This is a genomic window from Actinocorallia libanotica (genome assembly GCF_039525175.1).
In the GTDB taxonomy this organism is placed as follows: Bacteria; Actinomycetota; Actinomycetes; order Streptosporangiales; family Streptosporangiaceae; genus Actinocorallia; species Actinocorallia libanotica.
Genome location: NZ_BAAAHH010000012.1, coordinates 63,233 through 85,073 on the forward strand (window position 1 = coordinate 63,233; position 21,841 = coordinate 85,073).

Below are 21,841 nucleotides of genomic sequence, written 5' to 3' on the forward strand. Positions count from 1 at the left end.
GGTCCGCTCCTGCCTCAGTCGCTCAGTTCCCGGTCCAGCAACCCGAACAGTTCATCGTCGGAGGCTGAATCCATGCCAAAGTCGTCCTCCTCGGAGGTGTCGAGCGCGCTCAGCGCGTCCTTCAGCGCCCGCGCCAGCTCCGCGCGGCCGTCGCCGTCGGCGGCCGCGATCCAGGCCGCCAGCACCTGCGGGTCGTAGCCGGGCCGGGCCGGCTCGCACAGGTCCAGCAGGTGGGCGCCGAGGGCGCGGACGGTCGGCTGGTCGAACAGGACGGTCGTGGGCAGGCGTTCGCCGAGGTCGGCGCTCAGCCGGTTGCGCAGCTCCACGGCGGTCAGCGAGTCCAGGCCGAGGTCGAACAGGCCGCGGTCGTCGGGGACGCGCGCGGGGCCGTCGAGGCCCAGGACCTCGGCGATCCGCGCGGCCACCGCCCCGCGCACCAGATCCAGCGCCGCCTCCCGGTCCAGCCCGGCGACCCGCTCCCCCAGCGTCTCGCGCGGCGGCGCCGGCCGGGCGGGTGCCAGGTCGGCGAGGACCTCCGGCAGGCCCGGCGAGGCGGCGGGGGCGAGTCTGGCCGTGACGAGCAGGGCGGCGTCGGCGTCGAGGGAGCGGTCGAACAGCTCCAGTCCTTCGGCGGCGGCCAGCGGCCGGATGCCGAGCCGGTCGATACGGGCGCGCGCCGCCGGGTCGAGGGCGGCGGCCATGCCGTCCTCCCACAGGCCCCAGGCCAGCGAGGTCGCCGGGAGCCCCTCGGCGCGGCGCCGCTGGGCGAGCGCGTCCAGGGCGGTGTTGGCCGCCGCGTAGGCGGCCTGCCCGGCGTTGCCGACCACGCCCGCGATGGAGGAGAACAGCACGAACGCGCGCAGCGGCTGGTCCTCGGTGTGCCGGTGCAGGTTCCAGGCGGCGTCGGTCTTGGGCCGCAGCACCCGGTCCAGGTCGTCCGCGGTGAGGTTGTCCAGGACGGCGTCCGCCAGCACGCCCGCCGAGTGGACGACCGCGCTGAGGGTGCGTCCGCGCAGCAGCTCGGCCACGGCGTCGGAGTCGGCCAGGTCGCAGGCGGCGACCTCGGCGTCCAGTTCCGCGCCGAGCGCCGCCAGCCCCGGATCGGCGTCACCGCGCCTGCTGACCAGGAGCAGCCGGTGCCCGGCCAGATGCCGGGCGATCGCCGAGCCGAGCGCCCCGCCCGCGCCGGTGACCAGAACGGTCTCCGCACCCAGATCCGGCCCGCTCCGCCCATCCGGCGCGGGGGATGCGGGCAGGGCGCGCAGGCGGGGTCGGAGGGCGGTGCCGCGGCGGACGGCGAGCTGGCCGGGGGCCGAGGCCAGCAGGCGGGGCAGGGCGGTGAGGGTGTCGGGGTGGTCGTCGGCGTCGACGATGCCGACGCGGCCGGGGCGCTCCTGCCGGGCGGTGCGGACCAGCCCCCACAGGGCGGCTTGTTCGGCGTGCTCGACCCGGTCTCCGGGTGTGGCGGCGAGTGCGCCGCGGGTGAGCACGACCAGGCGTGCCCGTTCCGGCAGGGTGAGGATCAGGTCGCGGACGGCCAGGACGCTCGTCCGGATTCCGCCTTCCGGGGCGGCGGCGACGATCACGTCCTCGGTGCCGTCGGGGACGGGCACCGCTTCGAGCGCCAGGCCGGGAATCGGGTCGCCGAGCACGACCGTCCGCCCGGCGGGCGCGGCGTCGAGACGTGCCTGCACCCAGGCGACCTCGTACGGCCGGAGCGCGGTGGTGCGCCGGGCAAGGAGGGCGGCGGCCTCGACCTGCCGCGCCCGGACCTCGCCCGCCGAGAACGCCGGGCGGCCGCGTTCGTCGACGGCGTCCAGCGCGAAGGCGTCCTCGCCGGTCCGGCGCAGCCGCACCCGCAGCGGGCCGCGCGGCTCGCCGTGGATCCGCAGGTCGCGGAAGGCGTAGGGCACCAGCAGGGGTCCGTCGCCGTCGGCGATCCAGGCGTGGAAGGCCGCGTCGATCAGGCCGGGCAGCGTGCCGTCCTCGGTGGCGACCTCGGCGTAGGAGTCGGTGCCGTCCCGCCACAGGGCGCGCAGCCCCTGGAAGGCGGACCCGTAGTCGTAGCCGCGTGCCGCCAGCGCCGGGTACAGGCCGGACAGGTCCACCGGCCGGGCGGCTGCGGGGCGCTCCCCCGCCCAGGCGGGGCCGGGTTCGGTCTCGCCCAGGACGGCTTCGGCGTTGAGGGTCCACTCTTCGGCGTCGGCCGGGCGGGTGTGGATCTGCGCGTGCGGGCCGGTGACGCTCACCCGCAGCCGTATCTCTTCTGTCGCGCCGATGAGGACCGGCGCGTGCAGGGACAGCTCGCGGACGGCCGGGTGTCCGTGTTCGGCGGCCAGCCGTGCGGTGAGGTCGGCGAGGGCGGCGGCGGGCAGCAGCGGGACGCCGCGCAGGGCGTGGTCGGCGAGCCAGGGCTGGCGGCGGTGGGAGAGCACGCCGGTGTGGAACGTGCTGCTCGCGTCCGGGGTGGTGACGGAGGCGGCCAGCAGCGGGTGGGCGGGCTCGTCCGCGCCGATGCCGGCGGCGGTGCCGTCCGCGGCGGGCGGCATCAGCCACAGCCGCTCGCGCCGGAACGGGTAGGTCGGCAGCGGCACGGGCGCGGCGTCCGGGCCCAGAAGCGCCCGCCAGTCCCAGTCCGCGCCCGCGACGTACGCCCCGGCCACGAACGTCCAGAACGCCTGCGTGTCGGGGTGTCTGCGGTCCATGACGGCGTGGGCGCGCGTCTCGTCGGTCTGGCGGAGCAGGGCGGTCAGCGCCGCGTCGGGGCCGACCTCCAGGAAGCGGACCGCGCCGAGCTCCCGTAGCCGCCGCAGGGCGTCGGCGAAGCGGACGGTGCCCCGGACCTGGTCGGCCCAGTGCGTTCCGGAGCCCAGCAGTTCGGGTCCTGCTTCGCGGCCGGTGAGCGTGGAGACCACGGTTCGTCCCATCGTGCCGGTCGCCACGGTGTCCACCTGGTCGCGGAACCGTGCCGCGGCGGGGTCCATGTGGGCGGAGTGGAAGGCGTGGCTGACCGTCAGCGGCCGGACCCGGTGCCCGCGCTCGCGCAGCAGGCCGGTCACGGTCTCCACCGCGTCGGCGTCGCCGGACACCACGACCGCCTCGGGTCCGTTGACCGCTGCGATGTCGGCCGCGGCCCCGGTCTCGGCGAGCACGGCGCGGACGGTCTCGGGGTCGGCCTGGACGGCGTGCATCAGTCCGCCTTCCGGGCATTCCTGCATGAGCCGTCCGCGCAGGCCGACCAGGGTGACGGCGTCGGCCAGGGCGAGCGCGCCGCTGAGGTGGGCGGCGGCCAGCTCGCCGATGGAGTGCCCCGCCAGCAGTTCGGCCCGCAGCCCGAGGGACTCCAGGAGGCGGAACAGCGCCACCTCAACGGTGAACAGGGCTGCTTGGGTGTGGCGGGTCTGGTCGATGAGCGAGGGGTCGGCGATCGCGGCCGGTACGTCGAGGCCCTCCTGCTCGCGGAACAGGGCGGTGACCTCGTCGAAGGCCCGTGCGAAGACCGGGAAGGCCTCCCGTAGTTCCTCGGCCATGTCCGCGCGTTGGCTGCCCTGCCCGGTGAACAGGACGGCGGTCGCGCCCCGTGCGGCGGTCCCCGTCACCACGAGGGGGAAGCCGTCGCCTGCGGGCGCGCCGGTGCGGAGGGCGTCCAGCCCGGCCAGGAGCTCCTCCCTGCTGCGGCCCAGGATCACGGCCCGGTGGTCGAAGGCGGTACGGGTGGTGGCCAGCGCGTAGGCGACGTCGGCCGGGTGGGCCTGCGGGTCGGCCAGGACGCGGTGGTGCAGCCGTTCGGCCTGCTCGCGCACTCCGTCCTCGGTGCGGGCGCTGAGCACCCACGGCACGACAGAGCCTTCTTGGCGGTGTTCGCGGGCGGGTTCGGGCGGCCCCTGCTCCAGGATGACGTGGGCGTTGGTGCCGCTGATGCCGAAGGAGGACACCGCCGCGCGGCGCGGGCCGGGACCGTCGGGCCAGGGCACGGTGGCGGCGGGCACGTCGACCGTGCCCGGCGACCAGTCGACGTGCTCGCTCAGCCCGTCCAGGTGCAAGGTGGCCGGGACCCGGCCGTGCCGCATGGCCAGGACCGACTTGATGATGCCCGCGACGCCGGCGGCGGCCTGGGTGTGGCCGAGGTTGGACTTGACCGATCCCATCAGCAGCGGGGGCCTGCCGTTCCGGTCGCCGCCGTAGGTGTTGAGGACGGCGCCGGCTTCGATCGGGTCGCCGAGCCGGGTGCCGGTGCCGTGCGCCTCCAGGACGTCCACGTCGCGGGGCCGCAGCCCGGCACCGCGCAGCGCGCCGCGGATCACCCGCTCCTGGGAGGGGCCGTTGGGGGCGGTGAGCCCGTTGCTGGCCCCGTCCTGGTTGACGGCCGAGCCGCGCACGACCGCCAGGACCCTGCGCCCGTCGCGCAGCGCGTCCGACAGGCGCTGGAGGACGAGCAGGCCCGCGCCCTCGCCCCAGGCGGTGCCGTCGGCGGCGGCCGAGAACGGTTTGCAGCGGCCGTCGTCAGCCAGGCCGCGCTGGCGGGAGAACTCCACGAACGTCGCGGGGCTGGCCATCACGGTCGCGCCTCCGGCCAGCGCCAGGGAGCATTCGCCGAGCCGCAGCGCCTGGGCGGCCTGGTGCACGGCCACCAGGGAGGAGGAGCAGGCGGTGTCGATCGTCACCGCCGGGCCCTCCAGCCCGAGGGTGTAGGAGATGCGGCCGGAGGCGACGCTTCCGGCGCTGCCGCTGACCAGGTAGCCCTCCAGTTCGCGGGCCGCGCCGGGCCGCTGGTGCACGCGCGCCCCGTAGTCGGAGTACATGACGCCGACGAAGACGCCGCTCTGGCTGCCGCGCAGGCTCGCCGGGTCGATCCCGGCGTCCTCGACGGCCTCCCACGCGGCTTGCAGCAGCAGGCGTTGTTGCGGGTCGACGGCCAGTGCCTCGCGCGGGCTGATCCCGAAGAACTCGGGGTCGAACTCGGCGGCGTCGTGCAGGAAGCCGCCGTAGCGGGTCGTGGACGTGCCGGTGCGCTCGGGGTCGGGGTCGTAGAGGGCGGGGTCCCAGCCGCGGTCGTCGGGGAAGGCGGTGATGGCGTCGCGACCCTCCTCCAGCAGCTCCCACAGGTCGGCTGGGGTGCGCACACCGCCGGGGAACCGGCAGGCCATCCCGACGATGGCGATCGGCTCGTCGGCGGACACGGCCGCCGGAGCGGGCTCCTCCCGGTCGTGCCCGGGGTCGTCGAGGCCGGCGGGGCGTTCGAGGTGGTCGATCAGGGCGCGGGGCGTCGGGTGGTCGAAGATGACCGCGCCGGGCAGCCGGACGCCCAGGACGGACGAGAGCCGGTTGCGCAGTTCCACGGCGGTCAGCGAGTCGACGCCCAGTTCGGCGAAGGTCCGTTCGGTGTCGATCTCGGCGGCTCCGCCGTAGCCGAGGACGGCCGCGATCGCCTCCAGGACCAGCGGCCCGGTCCGGGCCTCCCGGACGGTCGCAGCGGCCGCGTTGGTCGTGGTGGTCGTGGTGGTCGTGGTGGTCGTGACGGGCGGGGTGAGTGCGGCGGGGACGCGGTCAAGGCGGGCGGCGACGAGGGCGGGCCTGCCGGTGGCGAGCGCCGTGTCGAGCAGGGACAGTGCCTCGTGTTCGGCCATCGGCCGGATCCCGGCGTCGGCGAGGCGGACGAGGTCGCGTTCGGACAGGTCCGCGGCCATGCCGCCGTCCAGGTCCCACAGGCCCCAGTGCAGGGTGACAGCGCGCTCCCCGGCCAGGCGGCGGGCACGGGTGACGGCCTCCAGGGAGGCGTTGGCCGCCGCGTAGGCGGCCTGCCCTGCCGTACCGAGCACCGCGGCGACGGAGCCGAAGGCCACGAAGGCGTCGAGGTCGCGGCCCCGGGTGAGTTCGTCCAGGTGCCGGGCGGTGTCGGCCTTGACGGCGATGACCTGGTGCAGGGTCTCGGGGTCCAGGCGGGTGACCGTCGCGTCGCCGGTGATCCCGGCGGCGTGGACGACGCCGGTCAGCGGCACGGCGTCCAGCAGGGCGGCGAGCGCGTCACGGTCGGTGAGGTCCAGCGCGGCGAACGCCGGGTGCGCGCCGAGCGCGGAGAGCTCCTCCTCGATCTCGGCGGCGTCGGGATGGCCGGCTCCGCGCCGTCCCGCCAGCAGCAGGTTGCGCACGCCGTGCGCGGCGGCCAGATGGCGGGCGACGGCACGGCCGACCGCCCCGGTCCCGCCGGTGACCAGCACGGTGCCACCCTCGGCGCTGCGCGGCCACAGCGGCTCACCGCCCGGCTCGGCCGTCAGGGGGACGAGCCGGGGCGTCAGGGTCCGGCCGTCGCGGACGGCGGCACGGGACACCCCGACCGACACGCTCCCCACACCGCCGCTCCCCACACGACCGGTCGGTTCGCCGCCGTTCGGCTTGCCGTCGATCAGTAGGAGGCGTCCGGGGTGTTCGGCCTGGGCGGCGCCGACCAGGCCCCAGATCGCGGCGGCCTCTCGGGAGGCGGGTTCGTCGTCTTCGGTGGCCAGGCCGTGCGTCCTGACCGTCAGGGGCTCGGGGAGGTCGTGGGAGAGGTGTTCCTGGACGAGGGCCAAGGCCTCCGCGACGTTCTGCGGCTGCGCCACCGGGCCGGGTGCGTCGTCGACGGTGTCGGCGGGGTGCCAGCGCAGCTCGTACAGGCGGGCGGCGGTGGGCAGGGGCCGGAGCCGGAGCCGGTCGGCGGTCAGGACGGGGCGGCCGTCGCGGTCGGTCAGCTCCAGCCGGTAGGAGTCGGCGTCCAGGGGGGTGAGGCGGGCGCGGACGGCGGTGGCGTGCGCGGTGTGCAGGCGGACGCCTTCCAGCCCGTAGGGGATGCGGGAGGGGCCGTCGAGTCCGTGCAGGGGCAGGGTGTGCAGGGCAGCGTCCAGCAGGGCCGGGTGCAGGAGGTGGCGGGTCGTCTCGGCCGCGGGCAGCGGGGGCAGTGCCGCTTCGGCGTAGAGGGTGTCGCCGTCGGACCAGGCGGCGGTCAGGCCGCGGAAGGCGGGGCCGTAGTCGTAGCCGTGTCCGGCCAGTGCCGCGTGGACGCCTTCGGCCAGGACGCCCGGCGCATCCGGGATCGGCGCGACGGAAGGCGCGGGCGCGGCGTCGGTGTCGGTGAGGGTGGCGGTGGCGTGGGTGGTCCAGGTGTCTTCCCGCCGGGTGCGGAAGGTCAGCTCGCCCGAGCCGGTGAGGGTCAGCTGGAGCCGTACCTCCCCGTCCAGGACGATCGGCGCGTCGAGGGTGAGGTCGGCCAGGTGGGGGCGTCCGGTGGCGGCGCCGACGGCCAGCGCGAGTTCGGCCAGGAGCGCGGCGGGGGCCAGGGCGCGGCCGCCGATGCGGTGGTCGGCCAGCCAGGGGGTGCGTTCGGTGGACAGCACGCCGGTGAACAGCCGGCCGCCGTCGGGCAGGTCGGTGGAGCCGCCGAGCAGCGGGTGCGGGGCGGCGTCCAGGCCGAGGTCGGCGGGGGTGGCGGGCGCGGTGTCGGGCAGCAGCCAGTAGCGGCGGGTCTGGAACGGGTAGGTGGGCAGGTCGGCCGGGCGCGCGCCGGAGACGAAGGAGGCGTGGTCGACGGGGACGCCCGCGGTGTGCAGGCGGGCCAGCGCCTCGCGGAAGGAGCGGACCTCGGGGCGGTCGCGCCGCAGCACGGGGACGGCGAGCGCGCCGTCCTCTCCGGCGTGCGCGGCCAGGGTGCCGTCGGGGCCGAGTTCGACGAAGCAGGTGACCCCGACTTTGCGTGCGGCGCGTACCGCGTCGGCGAACCGGACGGGGCGGCGGATCTGGGCGGTCCAGTAGTCGGGGTCGGCCAGGTCCTCGGGGGCGGCGACGGTGCCGGTCACGGTCGAGATGACGGGCAGTCGTGCCGGGTGGAAGACCAGCCCGGAGGCGACCTCGCGGAACTCCGCCAGGACCTCGTCCATGTGGGCGGAGTGGAAGGCGTGGCTGACCTTGAGGCGGGTCGCGCGCCGACCGCCGGCCTTCCAGCGCGCGACCAGCTCGTCGATGGTCGCGGCGTCGCCTGACAGGACGACGGAGCCGGGCCCGTTGACGGCGGCCAGGTCGGCGGCGCCGCCCGCCAGGTCGGTGATCTGCTGTTCGGTGCCGTCGAAGGCCGCCATCGCGCCGCCCTGCCGTGCCGACTGCATGAGCCGTCCACGGGCGGCGACCAGCGTGCAGGTGGCGGCGAGGTCGAGGACCCCGGCGACGTGTGCGGCGGCGAGTTCACCGATGGAGTGGCCGATGAGGTGGTCCGGGCGCAGTCCGTGGGATTCGGCGAGCCGGTACAGGGCCACCTCGACGGCGAAGAGCGCGGGCTGGGCGTACCGGGTCTGGTGCAGCGGGCCGTCCTCGTCGGCCAGGAGGCCGCGCAGGTCGAGGCCGAAACCGTCGGCGACGGCGTCGAAGGCCTCGGCGAACCGGGGCGAGGCGGCCAGGAGTTCGAGTGCCATCCCGGTGCGCTGCGAGCCCTGCCCGGAGAACAGCGCGGCGAGCCGCTGCTCTTCGCGAGCCGTGCCGGTGACCAGGAGGGGGTGGGGACGGCCGTCGCGCAGCGCGGCCAGCGCGTCCGGCAGGTCGGGGCCGGGTTCGAGGACGGCGCGGTGGGGGAAGCGGCTGCGGCGGGCCAGGGTGAGGGATACGCCCGCCGGGTCGGGCGCGGCCGGCCCGGTGAACAGTTCGTGCAGGGCGGCGGCCTGCGCGCGCAGGGCGGTCTCCGTCTTCGCCGACAGCACGAGCGGTCCGGCCTCGTGGCTCTCATCCGTCCGGCCGGGTTCCGGCGGTGCCTGCTGGAGGATGAGGTGGGCGTTGGTGCCGCTGATGCCGAAGGAGGAGACGCCCGCGCGGCGGGGCCTGCCGGTCTCGGGCCAGGCGGTCCGCTCGGTGAGCAGGGCGACGGAGGGGTCCCACTCCACGTGCGGGGAGGGCTCGTCGGCGTGCAGGGTGCGCGGCAGCACACCGTGGTGCAGCGCCTGCACCATCTTGATGACGCCGCCGACCCCGGCGGCGGCCTGGGTGTGGCCGAGGTTGGACTTCAGGGAGCCGAGGAGCAGCGGCGTCTCGCGGTCGCGGCCGTAGGCGGCGATCAGGGCGTGCGCCTCGATCGGGTCGCCCAGGACGGTCCCGGTGCCGTGCGCCTCGACGGCGTCCACGTCGCCCGGCGACAGACCCGCGTCCGCCAGCGCCCGGGTGATGACCTGCTCCTGGGCGCGCCCGTTGGGGGCGGTCAGCCCGTTGCTGGCCCCGTCCTGGTTGACGGCCGAGCCCGCGATCACGGCCAGCACCCGGTGCCCGTGCTCACGTGCTCGCGACAGGCGCTCCACGACGAGCATCCCCACGCCCTCGGACCAGCCGGTGCCGTCTGCTGCGGCGCCGAAGGCCTTGCAGCGGCCGTCCGGGGACAGGCCGCGCTGGCGGGAGAACTCCACGAACATGCCGGGCGTGGCCATGACGGCCACTCCCCCGGCCAGCGCCATGCTCACCTCCCCGGAGCGGATCGCGCGGACGGCGAGGTCGAGGGCGACCAGGGAGGAGGAGCAGGCGGTGTCGACGGTCAGCGCGGGCCCGCGCAAACCGAGCTGGTAGGCGATCCGGCCCGAGGCCACACTCGACTGGTTGCCCGCCAGCAGCAGCCCTTCGAGCTCTTCGGGTGCGGCGTGCAGCCGCGCCGCGTAGTCGTCGTACATCGCGCCGACGAACACCCCGGTGTCGGATTCCTTGAGGGACAGCGGGTCGATGCCCGCCCTCTCCAGCGCCTCCCAGGCGACCTGCAGCAGCAGCCGCTGCTGCGGGTCGGTGGCCAGCGCCTCGCGGGGGCTCATCCCGAAGAACGCCGCGTCGAACTCCCCGGCTCCGTGCAGGAAGCCGCCGCGCCGGGTGGAGGAGGTGCCCCGGTGGTCGGGGTCGGGGTGGAAGAGCGCCTCGACGTTCCAGCCCCGGTCGTCGGGGAAGTCGCCGATGACGTCGCGGCCTTCGAAGACGAGCTCCCACAGCTCCTCGGGCGAGGCCGCCCCGCCGGGATAGCGGCAGCCCATCCCGACGATCACCACAGGGTCATCGGAGGAGGCGGCGGCCCGGACCGTGACGGGAGCGGCCGTGACAGGGCGTTCCTCCAGTGAGGAGGCGAGGTGGTGGGCGAGTTCGGTGATGGTGGGGAACTCGAAGACGATCGTGGCGGGCAGGCTCAGGCCGGTCAGGGCCGTCAGCCGGGTGCGCAGTTCCACGGCGGTCAGGGAGTCGAAGCCCAGGTCCTTGAACGCCAGGGCCGAGCCCAAGGCGGAGGGGTCGGTGTGGCCGAGGACGGCGGCGACCTGCTCGCGCAGCAGGGCGACGGCCGTGCGCCGCCGGTCCTCGGGCCGTTCGGCCAGGAGCCTGCGCGCCCAGGCGCCCTGCTCCTGGCGGCGGGCGCGGCCGGGCCTGCGCACGAGCCGGGAGAACAGCGCGGGCAGCCGTCCGGCCGCCGCCTCCTCCCGCAGCAGGGTCTCCTCCAGCGGGGAGACGAAGGCGTAGGGGCCCTCGGCCCGGTCCAGGACGTCGAGCGCCTCCTCGGTGGCGAGGCCGCCGACACCGAGGCGGGCCAGCCGGGTCCGGTCGGCGTCGGTGAGGTGGCCGGTCATCGCGCTGGCCTCGTCCCACACCCCCCACGCCAGGGAGGCGGCGGGCAGTCCGAGCCGGTGGCGGTGCTCGGCGAGCGCGTCCAGGAAGGCGTTGCCCGCCGCGTAGTTGCCCTGCCCGGGGACGCCCAGGGCGGCGACGGCGGAGGAGAACAGGTCGAAGCGCTCCAGCGGCAGGCCGAGGGTCAGCTCGTGCAGGTGCCAGGCGGCGTCGATCTTGGGCCGCAGCGCGTCGGCCAGCCGCGCCCGGGTCAGGTTGGCCACGGTGGCGTCGGCGAGCAGGCCGGCGGTGTGGACGACGGCGCGCAGCGGCCGCTCGGGCGGGATGTCGGCCAGGAGCCGCCGGAGCGCGGCGCGGTCGGTGACGTCGCAGGCGGCGACGGTCACGGTGGCGCCCGCCGAGGTCAGCTCCGCCACCAGGTCGGGCGCGCCGGGCGCGGTGATGCCCGAGCGGCCGGCCAGCAGCAGGTGCGGCGGGTTCTCGGCCGCGGCGAACCGCCGGGCGACCAGTGAGCCGAGGCCGCCGGTGCCGCCGGTGATCAGAACGGTGCCCTCGGGGACGGGTCGGGGCGGCCCCTGGCTCGTCGCGGCCGTCAGACGGCGTCCGAGCACCTTCCCGCCGCGTACGGCCACCTCGGGTTCGCCGTGGTCGGCGGCCAGGAGCGCGGCGGGCGCGGATCCGGTGACGGCGGCCAGCGCGAACCGTCCGGGGTGTTCGGCGGCGGCGGTGCGGACCAGGCCGCGTACGGGCGCGGAGGCGAGGTCGTCTTCGGCGACCGCGAAGACCAGACGGGTGGTGCCGGGGAGCGTTTCCTGGATCAGGTCCAGGACCGCGGCGGTCCGCGCGCGCGCCGCGCCGGCCGTGCCCTCGGCTTCGTCGGAGGCTTCGTCGGGTGCGGCGGGGCCGAGGGGGACGAGGACGGTCGGTGGCGCGTCGGCCAGGTCGGTGACGATCGGGTGGGGGCCGGTGAGCAGGTCCGTTCCGCCCAGGCCGTGCAGGACGGCGAAGGGGGCGGCGGATCCTTCCGGCAGGGGCTCCCAGGTGAGGTGGTGGACGAGGGGCCGGGCGTCTTCGGCGGCCAGGGGCCGGAACGCCAAGGAGGCGATCTCGCCCACGGGCCGTCCGTCGGCGTCGGTGAACGAGAAGCGGTAGCGGTCGGCGGACAGGGGCTCGATCCGCACGCGCAGGATGCCGGAGGCGGGCCGCTCCAGCCGCAGGCCCTCGAAGGCGAAGGGCAGCAGCGGCCGTTCGGGTTCGGCGCCGAGCAGGCCCGCCACGACGGGGTGCAGGGCGGCGTCCAGGAGGGCGGGGTGGACGGCGAACTCTCCGTCGGGGCCGCTCACCTCGGCGTGCAGGACGCCGCCGGTGCGCCAGGCGGCGGAAAGGCCCTGGAAGGCGGGCCCGTAGTCGTAGCCGAGCCGGAAGAGGCGGTCGTAGATTCCGGTGAGGTCGATCGGGGCGGCGTCGGGCCCGGGCCCGGGCCCGGTGTAGGGGGTGCCGGTGTCCGCGGCGGGGGCCAGGACGCCGGAGGCGTGCAGTGTCCATGGTTGGTCGTCGGCGGGGCGGGCGTGCAGGTCGAAGGCACGGCGGCCGTCGGGGTCGGGCGGGCCGGCCAGGAGTTGCAGGCGGGCCGGGTGCAGGGGCAGCGGCGCGCGGACGGTCAGTTCGGCGACCTCGGGTGCTCCGGCTTGTTCTCCGGCGCGGGCGGCGAGTTCGGCAAGGACGGTGCCGGGTACCAGGGGGCGGCCGCGGACGGCGTGGTCGGCCAGCCACGGCTGGGCGGCGGGGTCGATGCGGCCGGTCACCAGCAGGGCGTCGTCGGCGAGCGCTACGGCCGTTTCGATGAGCGGGTGGCCGCTGGAGGCGGGGCCGCGTGCGGAGGGGGTGAGCCAGTAGCGGTCGCGGGCGAAGGGGTAGGTGGGCAGGGCGGGGTCGGCGGGCGGGCGCGGCCAGGTGACGTCGGCGCCGCTGAGGTGGGCGGCGGCCAGGGCGCGCCGGAGCTGTTCGGGGCCGCCGTGGTCGCGGCGCAGCGTGCCCTGGACGGTGCCGGGCACGGTGCGGGCGGCGAGGATCTCCTCGATGGCGAAGGTCAGCACGGGGTGGGCGCTGATCTCCACGAACCGGTGGTGGCCGGTGTCGATGAGGTGGCCGACGGCCTCCTCGAACCGCACGGTCCGGCGCAGGTTGCGGTACCAGTAGTCGGCGTCCAGGTTCGTGGTGTCCAGGGTGCCGGCGGTGACGGTCGAGCAGAACGCGGTGGCGGCGGGGCGGGGGGCGAGCCCGGCGAAGGCCTCCAGGAGTTCGGCGCGCAGCGGTTCGGTGAAGGCGGTGTGGGAGGCGTAGTCGACGGGGACGCGGCGGGCGCGGAACCCTTCGCGTTCGGCCCTGGCCAGCAGGTCGTCCAGGAGGGCGTCGGGGCCGGCGACGACGGTGGAGCGCGGCCCGTTGCGCACCGCGATCTCCAGGCCGTCGGGCAGGCCGGTGAGCTCTTGGGCGGGCAGGGCGACTGAGACCATGCCGCCGTTTCCGGTGATGCGCCGGAGGGCTCGGCTGCGCAGGACGATCAGGCGGGCGGCGTCGGCCAGGTCCAGGGCTCCGGCGACGTAGGCGGCGGCGATCTCGCCCTGGGAGTGGCCGACGACGGCGTCGGGGATGACTCCGGCGGCGCGCCAGGCGGCGGCGAGGGCTGCCATCACGGCGAACAGCACCGGTTGGACGACGTCGACGCGCTCCAGCGGCGGCGCCCCCTCCTCGCCGCGCAGGACGGCGGTCAGCGACCAGTCGGTGTGCTCGGCGAAGGCCGCCGCGCAGGCCTCGATCTCGGCGCGGAACGCCGGGTCGTGCTCCAGCAGTCCGCGGGCCATGGCGGGCCACTGCGATCCCTGTCCGGGGAAGACGAACACCGTGCGGCCGGTGACGCGTTCGGCTGTGACGAGGTCGGCGTGCGGCTCGCCGGAGGCCAGGGCCCGCAGCGCCGCCGTCGCGGTGGCGGGTTCGCCGGACAGCACGGCCGCACCGTGGCGGAGCCGGGCGCGGGTCAGCAGCGTCCCGGCGGTCGCCGCGAGGTCGGGTCGGGCGGCCAGGTGGTCGGCGACGGCGTCGGCGTGGCGGGCCAGGGAGGCGGGGTCGGCTGCCGACAGGAGCAGCGGCGGTGCCTGCGCCGGGGGCTCCTCGGCCGGTGTTTCCGGTGGGGCCTGCTGGAGGATGAGGTGGGCGTTGGTGCCGCTGATGCCGAAGGAGGAGACGGCGGCGCGGCGCGGCCTGCCGGTGTCGGGCCAGGCGGTCTGCTCGGTGAGCAGGGACAGGCCCGATTCCGTCCAGGTGATGTGCGGGGAGGGTTCGTCGGCGTGCAGGGTGCGCGGCAGGACGGCGTGCTGGAGGGCCTGCACCATCTTGATGACGCCGCCGACCCCGGCGGCGGCCTGGGTGTGGCCGAGGTTGGATTTGAGGGAGCCGAGGAGCAGGGGCCTCTCGCGGTCGCGGCCGTAGGCGGCGCTGAGGGCGTGGGCTTCGATCGGGTCGCCGAGCGTGGTGCCGGTGCCGTGTGCTTCGACGGCGTCCACGTCGGCCGGGCTCAGCCCGGCGTCGGCCAGCGCGCGGGCGATGACCTGCTCCTGGGCGCGCCCGTTGGGTGCGGTGAGGCCGTTGCTGGCTCCGTCCTGGTTGACGGCCGAGCCCGCGATGACGGCAAGGACGCGGTGCCCGTGCGCGCGGGCGAGGGAGAGGCGTTCCACGACCAGAACGCCGACGCCTTCGGCCCAGCCGGTGCCGTCTGCTGCGGCGCCGAAGGCCTTGCACCGTCCGTCCGGGGACAGGCCTCGCTGGCGGGAGAACTCCACGAACATGCCGGGCGTGGCCATGACGGCGGCGCCTCCGGCCAGCGCGACGCCCGTCTCTCCGGAGCGGACGGCGCGGACGGCCAGGTCGAGGGCGACCAGGGAGGAGGAGCAGGCGGTGTCGACGGTCAGGGCGGGTCCGCGCAGTCCCAGGACGTAGGCGATCCGGCCGGAGGCGACGCTCATGGTGCCGCCGGTCAGCAGGTAGCCGTCGGCCGAGCCGTCGCCTTCGTGCAGGCGGGGTGTGTAGTCGGAGGTGGTCGCGCCGATGAAGACGCCGGTGTCGCTCTCCTTGAGGGACAGCGGGTCGATGCCCGCCCTCTCCAGCGCCTCCCAGGCGACCTGGAGCAGCAGCCGCTGCTGGGGGTCGATCGCGAGTGCCTCGCGGGGGCTGATGCCGAAGAACGCCGCGTCGAACTCGCCGGCTCCGTGCAGGAAGCCGCCGCGCCGGGTGGCCGTGTCCAGGGTTTGCGGGTCCCAGCCGCGGTCGTCGGGGAAGTCGCCGATGACGTCGCGGCCTTCGGCGAGGAGCTCCCACAGGTCCTCGGGTGAGGCGACGCCGCCGGGGTAGCGGCAGCCCATGCCGACGATCACCACGGGGTCGTCGTCGGCGGCCCGTGCCGCGCGGGTCTGCGCCTGTTCGGGTGCGCCGCTCAGGTGCTCGACCAGCGCGGTGGCGGTGGGGTGGGCGAAGAGGGTCGCGGCGGGCAGGTCGGCGTCCAGCAGTTCGCCGAGCCGCTCGCGCAGCCCGACGAGGCCGAGGGAGTCCAGGCCCAGTTCCTGGAAGGTGGCTTCGCGGTCGATCCTGGCCGGGTCGGTGAAGCCGAGCGCGGCGGCGATCTCCGCCAGGACCCGTGCCTCCAGGTCGAGGTCGGCGGGTTGAGGAGCACCGGGCGTCGCGGCCGGGACGGCCGGAGCCGTCCGGGGTCGTGCGGTGCCGTCCAGCCAGTGCGGTTCGCGTTGGAAGGCGTAGGTCGGCAGCGGCACGCGGGTGCGCTTCCTGCCGTAGACCGCCTCCCAGTCCAGTGGCACTCCGGCGGTGTAGAGCCCGGCGACGGCGGCGGCCGGGTCGCCGTCGCGGCCCAGCAGCGGCACGAACGCCGCCCCGGTGGCCTCCTTGCCCAGGCCGCTCAGGACGGCGCCGGGCCCGGCTTCCACGAAGACGTCCGCGCCCAGGTCGCGCAGGCGGCGCAGGCCGTCGGTGAAGCGGACGGGGCGGCGCGCGTGCTCCACCCAGTAGCCGGCGTCGGTGGTCTCGAGGAGCCCGCCGGTGACGGTCGAGACGAACGGGATGCGGGCGCGGCCGAAGTCCAGCCCGTCCAGGACCTCGCGGAAGTCCGCGAGCATCGGCTCCATCAGGGGCGAGTGGAAGGCGTGGCTGACCTCCAGGCGGCGGGTGCGGTAGCCGTGTTCGGCGGCGCGGGCGGCGATCTGCTCCACCGCGGCGCGCTCCCCCGACACCACGACCGCCTCGGGCCCGTTGACGGCGGCGACCGCCGCCCCCTCGCCGCCGATCAGCGCGGTGACGGCGGTCTCGGAGGCGCCGACGGCGAGCATCGTGCCGCCTTCGGGCAGGGCGTCCATGAGCCGTCCGCGCGCGGTGATGAGCTCGACGGCCGAGGCCAGGTCCAGGATGCCCGCGACGTGCGCGGCGGCGACCTCGCCGATGGAGTGGCCCGCCACGAACGACGGCCGCGCGCCCAGGGAGCGCAGGAGCCGGTAGGAGGCGACCTCGACGGCGAACAGGGCGGGCTGGGTGAAGGCGGTGCGGTTGAGGTTCTCGGCGGGCCCGTCGATGATGCGGCCGATGGGCTGGGGCAGGCGTGCGTCCAGCAGTTCGGCGACCTCCGCGAACGCCTCCCGGTAGGCCGCGGCGGTGCTGCCCATGCCGGGCCGCTGGCTGCCCTGGCCGGGGAAGAGCACCGCGAGGTGCCCGGTGGAGGCCCTCCCGGTGCGTACTCCCGGCGCGGGCCTGCCGGCTGCGAGGGCTTCCAGGCCTTGGAGGGCGTCGCCGGTGAGGGCGGCCCGGTGGGTGAAGGCGGTGCGGGTCGTGGCCAGCGCCCGGCCCAGTCCGTCGGGGACGCCTTCGGTGAGGGTGTCGCGCAGCCGGGCGGCCTGCCCCCGCAGGGCCGCCTCGGACCGCGCGCTGAGCAGCAGCGGCCCGGCCTCTCCGGTGAACAGCGGCTCGTCCGAGGACCGGGGCTCGCCGCGAGCGGGGGCGGGGTCGGGTGCGGGTGCTTCGGTGAGGACGAGGTGGCAGTTGGTGCCGCCCATGCCCCAGGAGCTGACGCCCGCCACCAGGGGGCCTTCGGGCCAGGGGCCCGCCTGGGTGCGCACGGCCAGGCGCCAGGCGTCCAGGTCGATGGCGGGGTTGGGGTCGGTGTGCCCGAGGGTGGCGGGCAGGTGGCGGCGGTCGATGCTCAGGACGGTCTTGAGCAGGCCGGTGATCCCGGCGGCGCCCTCCAGGTGGCCGACGTTGGTCTTGACCGAGCCGACCTGCACGACGGGCGCGTCGCCGCCGCGCGCCAGGCCCAGGCCGCGGGCCTCGATCGGGTCGCCCAGGGGGGTTCCGGTGCCGTGCAGCTCGACGTAGCGCAGGTCGGCGGGGGCCAGGCCGGAGGCGGCGCAGGCGCGGCGGATCACCTCGGCCTGGGCTTCGGCGCTGGGCACGGTCAGCCCGCCGGTCGCGCCGTCGTTGTTGACGGCGCCGCCCGCGATGACGGCGTAGACGTGGTCGCCGTCGGCCAGGGCGTCCTCCAGCGGTTTGAGGAGGACCAGGCCCGCGCCTTCTCCTCGCACGTAGCCGTTGGCGCGGCGGTCGAAGGTGTGGCAGTGCCCGTCGGGTGACAGCGCGCCGAAGCGGGCGACGGCGGCGGTCCCGTCGGGGTCGACGATGAGGTTGACGCCTCCGGCCAGGGCCAGGGCCGATTCGCCGCGCCGCAGGCTCTCGCAGGCCAGGTGCACCGCGACGAGTGAGGAGGACTGGGCGGTGTCGACGGCGATGCTGGGTCCGGTGAGGCCGAGGGTGTAGGAGACGCGGTTGGCGATGATGCCGCGGGTGGTGCCGGTGAGGGTGTGCCGTCCGGGTTCGCTCGTGCGGGAGAGGACGGCGTACTCGTCGGCGATGGCGCCGACGAAGACCCCGGTCGCTGTGTCGCGCAGCGTGGCGGGCACGATCCCGGCGTCCTCCAGAGCCTCCCAGGCCAGTTCCAGGACGAGCCGCTGCTGGGGGTCGGTGGCGGCGGCCTCCAGCGGGGAGATCCCGAAGAACTCGGTGTCGAATCCGGCGATGTCCTCCAGGTATCCGCCGAACCGGGTGCCGGGGTGGCCGGGTTCCAGGGCGGTGGCGCGCTCGCGGGGCGTTTCGCGGATCGCGCTGCGGCCCTCGGCCAGCAGGTTCCACAGCGCCGCGGGGTCGGGTGCGCCGGGCAGGCGGCACGCCACCCCGATCACGGCGACGGGCCTGGTGTCGGGGACGGACCGTGGTCGGTTCAACGGGGGCCTCGCTCTTGTGGATCAGGCGGGGACGAGCACCGCGCGGATGGTCTCGGCGACCTCTGCCAGGGCGGGGGTCAGGTAGAAGTGGTCGCCGGGCAGCACTTTCAGTTCGAAGGGCCCGGTGGTGTGGGCGCCCCAGGCGCGGGCGTCGGCGACGGGGACGAGGGGGTCGCAGTCGCCGACCAGGGCGGTGAGGGGGCAGTCGACCGTCGCGCCGTACCGCGGCGCATAACGGCTGAGCGCCTGGAAGTCGGCGCGCAGCGGGGGCAGGACGAGTTCGCGCAGCGCCTCGTCGTGCCTCAGTTCGCGGGCGGTGCCGCCCAGGCCGAGGACCTGTTCCAGCAGGGCGCCGTCGTCGTGCAGGAGGGCGGGGTCCACGCGGGTGCGCGAGGGGGCGCGGCTGCCGGACACCAGCAGCCTTCCGGCCCGCACCCGTCCGGTCCGCAGGGTCTCGAAGGCGACCAGGCCGCCCATGCTGTGCCCGAAAAGGGCGGCCGGTGAGGGTTCGCCGGCCAGCGCGTCGGCGACGCCCCGCGCCAGTTCGCGCAGGTCCCGCGCGCAGGGTTCGCGCCGCCGGTCGAGCCGTCCGGGGTACTGGACGGCCAGGACCCTGACGTGCGGGGCGAGCGCGCGGGCGTAGGGGGCGAAGAAGCTCGCCGACCCTCCGGCGTGGGGGAAGAACACCACGGTCGGCGCGCCGGGGTCGGCGGGGGCGGCCTGCCGGAGCCAGGGAGAGCGGGGGGCGCTCATCGGGCCGCCTTCGCCTGGGTCACCGCGGCCGTCAGCGCCTCGATGACCTGCGGCGGCGGGTCGGGCCGCATCTTGTGGACGGCCAGCAGGCTCCACGCGCGGGTCTCGGCCAGGTGGGAGGGCGCTCCGTGGACGTCGTCGTGTTCGACGATGCTCAGGAAGGGGACGTTCTCGCGCAGCAGCGCGGTGTCGGCGGGCGGGATGACCTCGTCTCGGCGGGCGGTGACGACGGCCAGCGGCACGTTCAGGGAGCGCAGCTGCTCGGCGGTCAGCGCCCAGTCCCGTACGTGCTCGTAGACCTTCTCGGCGGGGACGCCGGTGAGGTGGGCGAGGGTGTCGGTGGTGACCTTGGGGACGCGTCGCTGCCAGGCGGTGTCGCGGAAGAACGCGCGGATCGGCGGCCCGTTGCCGACGATGCCCCGGATGCGCGGGTCGTGCAGGGCGGCGGTGATCGCGGCGTGCCCGCTGAAGCTGAGGGCCAGCAGGCGGCTCTCCTGGACGCGGGCGCGTCCGGCCAGGGCGTCGAGGATCGCGGGGTAGATCCGCCAGCTGTCGCGGTGGTAGCGCAGCGGGCTCTCCCCCACGCCGGGCAGGTCGGCGACGACCGCGGCCAGCCCGGACGCGGCGAGCTGGGGCAGGACGGCGCCCCACTGCTCCTTGGGGCTGACGATCCCGCCGGTCAGCACGAGCAGCGGCCTGGGCTGCTCGGCGGACAGCCCGGCGGTGAGGACGCGCACGGGCAGGCCGTCGATCTCGATGGTCTCGGCGTCGATGCCGGGCTGGGTCTCGCGCCAGGTCTCGAACGCGGCCGTGCACAGGGCGAGGGCGCGGCGGCGGCCGGGGCCGTCCACGAAGGGGAAGCGGCCGAAGTTGTAGTACTGGGCGGCGGCCAGGGTCTGGCCGGCCTCCTGCAGTTCCCGGCCCGCCCTGATCCATTCGTGGGGCCAGGAGCCGGGCGCGTCTGCGGTGTCGGTGGTGATGCGGTCGAGGACGGCGGTGTAGGGGCCGGGCGGCAAGTTCTGGGAGACGGCGTGGGTGACCACGAACCGTTTGAGCTCCTCCAGGTCGTTCACAGCGGTCCGGCCTCCAGCAGGTCCTTGGTCTCGGTGAGGATGTCGGCGGCCTCGGCCCCGTCGATGACGCGGTGGTCGAAGGCCAGGGACAGGCGCAGCACGGGGGCGACGGCGATGCGGCCGTCGCGTACGACGGGCCGGTCGGTGATGCGGCCGACGCCCAGGGTGAGGGTGGTGCCGCCGACGGAGTGGAAGCCGTCGACGGCGCGGTGGCCCAGCGAGGTGACGCTGAAGGTGCCGGTGAGGGCGGGGCGCAGGTCGAGGCGGTCGGCGGCGGCGCGGAAGCGCTCCCGCGCCTGGGGGCCGGGCAGGGCGCGCAGGTCGCGGACGGCGGCGAAGCGCGGGTCGGTGTCGGGGTCGGCGGCGATGGCCTGGTCCAGGTGGTCCTGGATGCCGGCCAGGCCGGTGTGCTCGGGTTCGGGGATGACGGTGGCCAGGACGACGCGGCGGCCGTCGAGCCTCTTGTCGAGGGTGACCTTGGCGCTGGTGGCGGCGTGGCGGACGACGGCGGGTTCCAGCCGGCCGCGGATGGAGGTGTTGGCGTCGGGGTGGGCGGCCAGGACGCGGGCGGCGGCGTGCACGATGTAGGCGACCACCGAGCGGCGCAGGCCCTGTTCGCGGGCGGCGGCGCGGTGGGCGGTCAGGGCGGTGGCGTCGATCTCGGTGTCGAGGAAGACCGGGGAGAAGTCGCGGATCTGGTCGAGGAAGAGGAGGGTGTGCCTGCGGCGGTCGTCGAAGGGCTCCTCGGCGCTCATCGTGTCACCGTCTCGTAGAGGGCCTGCAGGCTGCGGGCCTCCAGCAGTTCGGGCAGGGACAGCTCGCGGGAGGTCTCCTTCTCCAGCGCGGTGAACAGGGTCAGGGTGCGCACGGAGTCCCAGTCGGGCAGGGCGTCCAGGGGCAGGTGCAGGTCCGCGGCGGTGACGTCGAGGTCGAGTTCGTCCTGCAGGAGGGCGACGAACCGGTCACGGGTGAGGGCGGCCACCGGTGGTGCTCCTTTCCAGCGCGAGGCCTGATTTGATCCATTTGCTCGACTCGATGGCGACGGCCAGGGCGCGCCAGGGCGCGGCGGTGTCGTCCAGGAGCCGCTGGAGCTGGAAGAACAGCAGGGCGTTGCCGGTGTTGCCGGTCTCGGCGACGCAGGAGATCTCCTTGGCCAGGGGGAAGTCCAGGCGGCGGGTGATGCGGTCGGTCATCGTCACCGACAGTTGCGGCGGCAGGAGGTGGGAGACGTCGCCGCGGTCCCAGCCGAGGTCCTCCAGGAGCTCCTCGGCGATCTCCTCGGCGAGTTCGGGGACGAGCTCCTCGATGGCCTTGTAGTCCTCGCTGGCCGGGGTGAGGGGCTCTGAGCGGTCGGCCAGGCCGTACCAGTTGAGGATCTGGCCGGGCGGGCGGTCCAGGCCCGACAGCACGGTCCGCACGGCGCGTATCTCGGGGGCGCCGGGGTGGTCCTCGGTGGTGAGGATCGCCGCGCCCGCGCCGTCGCCGAACAGCAGGTAGTTGACGAGTTCGTCCGGTGGGACGGCGCGCAGGTCGACGGTGACGTCGTAGTGCTTGGCGATGACGTCGCCGCCCAGGACGAGGGCGGTGCGGTGGCGGCCCGAGCCCAGCAGCGCGGTGGCCACGTCGAAGGCCTGGACGGCGCCGGAGCAGCCGGACTGGAGCTGGAAGGTCGGCACGCCGTCGATGGCCAGGCGTTCGGCGACGGTGTTGACGGTGGCGGGCATGAGGGCGTCGGGAGTGGCGGTGCCCAGGACCAGCACGTCGATGTCCTGGGCGGACAGGCCCGCGGCCTCCAGGGCTTCGGTGGCGGCCTGGGCGGCGAGGTCGGCGAGGGTCTCGCGCCGGCGGCCGGTGCGCAGGTCGATGGCCAGGTGGCGGGTGCGGGTGCCGATGAACGTGTCGACCCACTGGCGCCACAGCCGGTCCATGCCGAATCTGTCGGCCAGTGCCTGGGTGTCCAGGGGCGGGCCGGGCAGTGCCGTTCCCGCGGAGAGGATCCGGACAGGTTGGTCGCTCACCGGTCTACCCCCGGTTTCTCGGACGACGGGTCACTTCTGTCCGAAAAGCTAGGAAAGTCCGCTAAAG

6 protein-coding genes are annotated in these 21,841 nt (G+C 75.7%); all 6 read right to left on the reverse strand.

The genetic code is table 11. From position 1 onward, the window contains the following. Positions 1-14: 14 nt before the first annotated feature. The 6 genes from ABD140_RS16610 to ABD140_RS16635 are packed head-to-tail and all read right to left on the reverse strand — an operon-like array spanning position 15 to position 21,774. Positions 15-17,930, reverse strand: coding sequence for an SDR family NAD(P)-dependent oxidoreductase (locus ABD140_RS16610; protein WP_344241733.1), 17,916 nt, complete (start codon positions 17,928-17,930; stop codon positions 15-17). A 21-nt stretch (positions 17,931-17,951) separates the two neighbouring features. Then, positions 17,952-18,683, reverse strand: coding sequence for a thioesterase II family protein (locus ABD140_RS16615; RefSeq protein WP_344241735.1), 732 nt, complete (start codon positions 18,681-18,683; stop codon positions 17,952-17,954). Next, positions 18,680-19,756, reverse strand: a complete 1,077-nt coding sequence (locus tag ABD140_RS16620; protein WP_344241737.1) for an alpha/beta fold hydrolase — start codon at positions 19,754-19,756, stop codon at positions 18,680-18,682. The genes ABD140_RS16615 and ABD140_RS16620 overlap by 4 nt, the downstream gene beginning before the upstream one ends. Continuing rightward, positions 19,753-20,511 (reverse strand): 2-oxo acid dehydrogenase subunit E2, encoded by a 759-nt coding sequence (locus ABD140_RS16625; RefSeq protein WP_344241739.1) that lies wholly within the window; start codon positions 20,509-20,511, stop codon positions 19,753-19,755. The genes ABD140_RS16620 and ABD140_RS16625 overlap by 4 nt, the downstream gene beginning before the upstream one ends. Beyond that, positions 20,508-20,738 (reverse strand): acyl carrier protein, encoded by a 231-nt coding sequence (locus ABD140_RS16630; RefSeq protein WP_344241741.1) that lies wholly within the window; start codon positions 20,736-20,738, stop codon positions 20,508-20,510. Before ABD140_RS16630 ends, ABD140_RS16625 begins: the two co-directional genes overlap by 4 nt. After that, positions 20,719-21,774 carry a 3-oxoacyl-ACP synthase III family protein gene (locus tag ABD140_RS16635; protein ID WP_344241743.1) on the reverse strand — a complete coding sequence of 352 codons (1,056 nt, stop codon included), beginning with the start codon at positions 21,772-21,774 and terminating at the stop codon, positions 20,719-20,721. Before ABD140_RS16635 ends, ABD140_RS16630 begins: the two co-directional genes overlap by 20 nt. Positions 21,775-21,841 lie beyond the last annotated feature (67 nt).